Origin of the sequence: Acinetobacter sp. GG2 (genome assembly GCF_000292385.1) — a bacterium.
GTDB lineage: Bacteria > Pseudomonadota > Gammaproteobacteria > Pseudomonadales > Moraxellaceae > Acinetobacter > Acinetobacter seifertii.
On sequence record NZ_ALOW01000014.1, the window covers coordinates 26,844 to 33,326 of the forward strand.

5 protein-coding genes and 1 tRNA gene are annotated in these 6,483 nt (G+C 38.6%); 5 read left to right on the forward strand and 1 reads right to left on the reverse strand.

Features of this window, described 5'->3' with window-relative positions:
* Positions 1–31 precede the first annotated feature (31 nt).
* Entirely contained in the window at positions 32–1,897 is a 1,866-nt protein-coding gene (locus B554_RS0100945) for a DNA primase (RefSeq protein ID WP_019456637.1), read from the forward strand.
* Here the strand turns inward: B554_RS0100945 and hemA are convergent.
* The gene (hemA, locus tag B554_RS0100950) at positions 1,894–3,177 is read right to left on the reverse strand and encodes a glutamyl-tRNA reductase (protein WP_019456638.1); all 1,284 of its coding nucleotides are present in this window, start codon (positions 3,175–3,177) and stop codon (positions 1,894–1,896) included. The two genes, B554_RS0100945 and hemA, sit on opposite strands and share 4 nt — an antisense overlap.
* An 88-nt stretch (positions 3,178–3,265) precedes the next feature.
* Here hemA and B554_RS0100955 point away from each other — a divergent pair, with 88 nt between their 5' ends.
* The 4 genes from B554_RS0100955 (at position 3,266) to B554_RS0100970 (ending at position 6,483) form a co-directional block, all read left to right on the forward strand.
* Positions 3,266–4,975 (forward strand): tetratricopeptide repeat protein, encoded by a 1,710-nt coding sequence (locus B554_RS0100955; protein WP_019456639.1) that lies wholly within the window; start codon positions 3,266–3,268, stop codon positions 4,973–4,975.
* Between the two features lie 4 nt (positions 4,976–4,979).
* Complete coding sequence (gene lolB / locus B554_RS0100960; protein WP_019456640.1) at positions 4,980–5,558, forward strand: lipoprotein insertase outer membrane protein LolB; 579 nt, start codon at positions 4,980–4,982, stop codon at positions 5,556–5,558.
* An 18-nt stretch (positions 5,559–5,576) separates the two neighbouring features.
* On the forward strand, positions 5,577–6,410 hold the full coding sequence (gene ispE / locus B554_RS0100965) for a 4-(cytidine 5'-diphospho)-2-C-methyl-D-erythritol kinase (RefSeq protein WP_004703380.1): 834 nt from the start codon (positions 5,577–5,579) through the stop codon (positions 6,408–6,410).
* Positions 6,409–6,483: transfer RNA gene (locus B554_RS0100970), tRNA-Gln, on the forward strand. The genes ispE and B554_RS0100970 overlap by 2 nt, the downstream gene beginning before the upstream one ends.

The window sequence follows — 6,483 nt, forward strand, 5'->3', positions numbered from 1 at the left end:
CATCATTAGTTTAAACACGGTTATCTGAATTATGGCAATTCCACAGCATACGATTGATCAGATTCTAGATCGCACAGATATTGTCGATCTGATCGGTCAACGTGTGAAATTGAAAAAGACCGGACGAACATATTCTGGTTGTTGCCCTTTTCATCAAGAGAAAACTCCATCATTCCATGTTTATCGCGATAAACAGTACTATCACTGCTTCGGCTGCCAAGCAAACGGTAATGCCATTCGCTTCTTAATGGATATTGATAACCGAAACTTTATCGATGTGATGAAGGAGTTATCGAGTAACGCGGGTATCGAATTACCCAAAGACAATACTGATAATAAAAAACTGTCTTATACACGCCAAGTTACCAAGCCACCAGTTCCAGAAAAAGCAGTTGTAGAACCAAATACTCAAGCACCTATAGATGATCAGTACAATACGCTTGAACCAGTATATTTTGATGATCCTTTTGCACAGTTCGAACAGCCATTTAGTTTTGATAAACCTGTACAAGAAGGTAATTTATACGACCTTTTGGAAAATGTTGCTCAATTTTACGAACACCAATTACCTACAAGTCAAAAAGCTAAAAAGTACTTTAAACAACGCGGCCTAACCGACCAAACAATTCAATTCTGGCGTTTAGGTTATGCTCCAGAAGACTGGCAACATTTAGAAAAAGCTTTCCCTTACGACATTGAAGGCTTAAAGCAACTTGGACTCATTCGTTCCAGTGACAGTGGTCGCGATTTTGACCTTTTACGCGATCGTGTGATTTTCCCAATTCGAGACCCTAAAGGCCGTGTAGTCGGGTTTGGTGGTCGTGCGCTTAATGACGAAATTAAACCCAAATACATTAATTCACCAGACTCAGAAGTTTTCCATAAAAACCAATTACTTTATGGTTTATATGAAGGCAGAAAATTAAAATCTAATGACTGGTTAATGGTTGAAGGATATATGGATGTCATTGCTTTACAGCAATATGGCATTACTGGTGCTGTGGCGACTTTAGGAACGGCGAGTAATACAGAACATCTTAATATTTTATTTAAACAAAATAATCGAATTACGATTGCCTTTGATGGTGATGCAGCTGGTCAAAAAGCAGCACGTCGAACTTTAGAAATTGCATTACCATTACTCAACGACGGTCGTGAGCTTAAATTCTTTGTATTGCCAAATGACCACGATCCAGACTCCTTAATCCGACGTGAAGGGCTCGAAAACTTCCAAAAGCTATTAGACCAAGCTCCGTTACTATCGGACTTTGTTTTCGCTCATCTTACTGGTCAGCATAATATCAGTACGCCTGAAGGTAAGAGTCTTGTCATGGGTGAGTTAAGAGAACTCACCGAGTTATTACCCAAACAAGGTTCCTTCCGCTATCTATTAACTCAATCTTTCCGTGAAAAATTAGGTTTAGGCAAGCGCTTTACCCCACAAGTTAGTCATGATGCATCGTTGTCATTTAATATCCAAACAAAAGATGAAGACTTTGCTGTTGCAATTTTGATGCACCACCCTTTCCTTTATATTCATTTTGAAGGATTACGTGCTTATATTCCGCAAGATGAACTATTGGCTAAAATATTAGCCATTTTAAACCGTATATTTGATGAATTGCCTGATGACCAAGAGCTAGCGACGTATTATGTTTTAGGTGCATGTAGCACTTATTGCCATGAAGTTGCAGATATTATGCAAAGAACCAATATTCAGGCATTAACTCAGGCACCTGAAGTAGCAGATAAACTTGCTAAAGAATATGCATTGGGTTTACAAGAAAGATATTTACGTCAAAAACTGAAATCTAAAATTTCATTAGTTGAGTCAAGAAACTTAAGACAACAACTCAATGAGCTCACCAAACAAATTAGCTTAAGACTGCTCTCTTAGTTTTTAGGCTTTCGCTCATGGTCAAATACATCCTGTAAATGCTGTTGTAACCACTCAAAGTAATCAGGACTTTCTGCTTTAGCAGCTTCACGTAACAACATAGAGGTTGGATGCATTAACTTTTGTGTCAAGCGGTGAGCAAATTCTTTGAGCACTTGTTCTGGATTGACACCATTGTGCAAAGTATTCAAGGCATGTGTAAGCTCTTGCTGACTAATTTCCTCACTATGTTGGCGATAAGCATGGATTGTACCTCCCGCTTCTTTGACTTTTTGGTGCGTAATCAATTGAGTTGCTAATTGATTCACCATGACTTCAGCTTCAACAGCCGCCTGACGACGTTGAGCCAAGTTTTCATCAATTACGCTTTGTAAGTCATCGACCCCGTATAAATAGACTCCATCAAGTGACTCAACTTTAGGGTCAATATCACGCGGTACTGCTAAATCCACCATCAACATTTGCTGATAACGACGTTTTTTCAATGCACTTTTGACATCCGCATAAGCAATCACTTGATGCAAACTGCCTGTACAACTTGAAACAACATCAGCACGATATAGATTTTCTGATAAAGCTGAAAAATCAATAATCTCAACTTCAACTTGATGTGCAATTTCTTGTGCTAACTGGTCAGCACGTTCACGACTGCGATTACAAATAATAATCTTGGCAACACCCATTTCTGCTAAGTGCTTAGCTACCAGACTGTTCATCTCGCCTGCCGCAACCACCATCACTGTGAGCTTTTCAGGTTTACTAAAGACTTGTAAAGCTAATTGTGCAACCGCATAACCCATTGAAACTGCATGACTACCTACAGCCGTTTCTGACCGAACACGTTTAGCCGCGTAGAAAGCATATTCAAACACGCTATTTAATTCAGGAGAGACCGTCTGCGCTTCTTTAGACAATGCTAAAGCGCTTTTTACCTGCCCTAAAATTTGTGGCTCACCCAACATGAGTGAATCTAAACCACTTGCGACACGCATTAAATGTGTGATGGCTTGAGCATTTTCGTAACGATAAACATGATGAATTAAATGCTTTACATCAATATTATTGGCGTCGGCTAACCATTTCAGAAGGCTTTCGGCATCTTCCGCCATGGCGTAGACTTCTGTACGGTTACAGGTCGAGACAACCACTAAGTCTTTTAAAGACTCGTGATAACGTTGCTCGGCAAGCAAAGTACTTAATCGCTCTGCATTGAAAGCAATTTGCTCGCGGAGTTCTACAGAAGCTGTTTGATGGTTGACACCCAATGCAAAGAAAGACATATCAGATCATCATTTCGCTAAATTTATGCTATTGTGCAACATCGGTGTCATAAAAAGCATTACTTTGGATCAATAAAAATTGCGTCAAATGAATAGCCGTATTAATTTTAACGGTGCTTCGATAAGACAGTATTCTACCACATTCTTATTGTTAGGTAGCATGTCCTCATATGTCTATGCACGTCCGTTGCAAGAGACCTATGCAGTGCATTCATTTGATCAGGCTCTACAACAGAGTATGGTCGCAGAGTTTGCTTTAGCTTACGACGATATTCCTACAGCACTACACAACTACACTGTGCTTGCGATTAGAAGCAACTCAACAACGATTAAACAGCGTGCACTAGATGTCGCTCTTGAATATAACGATCTACAAGCTGCATTAAATGTTGCAACACATTGGGTGGTTCAAGAACCCAAAGATGTTCCTGCTTTATTTTATTTATCGCATATTGCATTAAAAACACATGAATACCAGCTTGCTGCCGAAACTTTAGATAAGATTTTAAAAATTGATCCAACTGCCGATCTTGAACAAATTCTGGCGAGTATTGCACCCGAAAATGCACAAGACCGAGATGTTTTATTAACGGCTTTACGTTCAAGTGCAGAAAAGGAAAATCCTTCTATTTTAGCGCTTATTGCTAATCTAGAAGCACAAAATGGTCAATTAGAACCTGCTCTAAATACCATTAACCGTGCGCTACGCCGTCGTCCAAAAGTAACGAGCTTTATCTTGATGAAAGCGAACCTATTGATTGCTCTAAATGATCAAGAAGGTGCTTTAAAATGGTATGCAAAATCAAGCCGTAAATATAAGAAAAATCTAGATATTCGCTTGGCTGAAGTCCGTTATCTCATTCAGACTAATCAGCCTCAACTTGCCCTTGAAAAATTAGAAAAAATTATTGAGAGTAATCCTCGGGCTGAAGAAGCATTATTTATTGCAGGTCTAACCAGTATTGACCTCAAGCAATATGATAAAGCTGAACAATATTTAGTTGATTTACGCAACTCTGCAAAATATCAAAACGAAGCATATTACTACTTAGCCATTAATGCTGAACGAAAACAGCACTATGAGACAGCTAAAGCTTATTACCGTTTAGTTGATGGTAGCCTCTACATTGTTTCAAGACGAAATCTAATTGCGATCTATGATAAACAAGAAAATTTACATGATGCATTACGGTTTTTAACTCAAGAGCGAGTTAATTATCCACAACATGCAAGTTTTCTTTATCAGGCCCAAGCTGAAATTTTAAAGAAAATGGGCAATAAAAAAGCTGCATTAAATTTATTAGATGAAGCAATCAAAAACTTACCGGATGATCCGGAACTCATCTATGCAGAAGTTTTATTATTAGACCCTTATACCGACCGCGATAAACTTGATAAAACACTTAAGCAATTATTGCAATTAGAACCAAATAGTCCGACCTATCTGAATGCCTATGCGTATACGCTGGCTTTGCAAAACCGTAGATTAAAAGAAGCGCGACAATATGCTGAACAAGCATTGGAATATGCACCAGAACAAGCCTCGATTTTGGATACACTGGGCTATATCGCATTTTTACAAAATGATTATGAGGGCGCAGCGGAAGCTTTAGGCAAAGCTTACGAGCTTAGTCATAACATAAATATTGGGATTCGTTACGCTAAGGCACTGTATATGCAAGGATCATTAACTGAATTTAGTGCTGTGTTACAACAACTGAAACAAAAGCACGCGAATGATCCACAATTACACCAGCTTGATGCGTTAATTTTACCTACATCAGCAAAAAAGAGTTAAATATATGAGCAAATTTGCCCAACTGTGCACAGCGATCTGTGGATCAAGTGTATTATTTTTAACCGGTTGTCAGCATTTTACTCAGCCCAAACCCGCAATTTCCCACCAAGTGCAAGATGAAAAACATTTCAACTTACAAGGTAAAATTGGTGTGCGCACCCCACAGCAAAGTGGTAGTGCATTCTTCACATGGGTTCAGCAACAAGATAATTTTGATATCGAATTAAGTGGCATTTTAGGTGTCGGAAAGACACAAATTCAGGGTAAACCAGGTGAAGTTACTTTAAACAGTGCTAAAACTGGCGTGATTACAGCCGCATCACCTGAAGAACTTTTAGAACGTGCTACTGGTTGGCAAGCACCCATTACTCATCTAACCAGTTGGATTTTGGCAAAGCCAGCAACTTTAAATGCCCAAATCAGCAAAGATAATGTAAATCGTGTGAGCCAACTCATCGAAGATGGCTGGACAGTCAATTTTAGTTATGATGGCGAACAAACTTTGCCAAATAAACTGGTTTTGAAGCAGGCACTTGCTGAAGATAAAGAAAACCGTATTACAATGGTCATCCAAAACCGTTAAATCTAATTATTTAAATCTATGATTCGAGTTCCTTCTCCAGCTAAGCTCAACCTGTTTTTACATATCACAGGACGTCGTGAAAATGGTTATCATGAACTGCAAACTATTTTCCAACTCATTGATTTATATGACTGGATGACTTTTTCTCTTATTGATAAAGATGAAATCCAGATTGAAGGTTTAGGAGAAGTTCAACTTGAACAAAATCTGATTTATAAAGCTGCTCAAATACTTAAACCACATGCAAAAAAACTCTCTGGTCTGCACATCAAAATTGAGAAAAATATTCCAATGGGCGCAGGTTTAGGCGGAGGTTCCTCTAATGCAGCTACAACCCTCATTGTTTTAAATCAATTATGGCAATGTGGACTAAGTCAGGATGAACTTGCTGACTATGGCGTAAAGCTCGGTGCCGATGTTCCTATTTTTATTTATGGTAAAAATGCATGGGCTGAAGGCATAGGTGAACATTTATCATTCATAGACTTAGATCAAAAACAGTTCATTATTTTAAAACCTGATTGTTTTATCAGCACTCAATTGCTTTTTTCACAAAAAACATTGACAAGAGACTCTAAGACCACTAAATTTTGCGCCTATCAGTTAGAACCTTCTAATTTTGGAAATAACTTTGAGCCTTTGGCTAGAAAGTTATACCCTGAAGTTGAAGAAGCAATGCAATATCTTGATCAGTTTGGTCAAGCAAAGCTTACAGGTACAGGTGCTTGTGTTTTTACTGAAGTAACGAATGAAATGAATATTGATGACATTCTTAAGCATTCACCATGTAAAGCTTATGTGGTAAATAGTTTAAAAGAATCTCCTCTTAATCATTTTAAGGTTACAAGTTAGGGGCGTCGCCAAGTGGTAAGGCACCGGGTTTTGATCTCGGCATCCGTTGGTTCGAATCCAGCCGCCCCTGCCA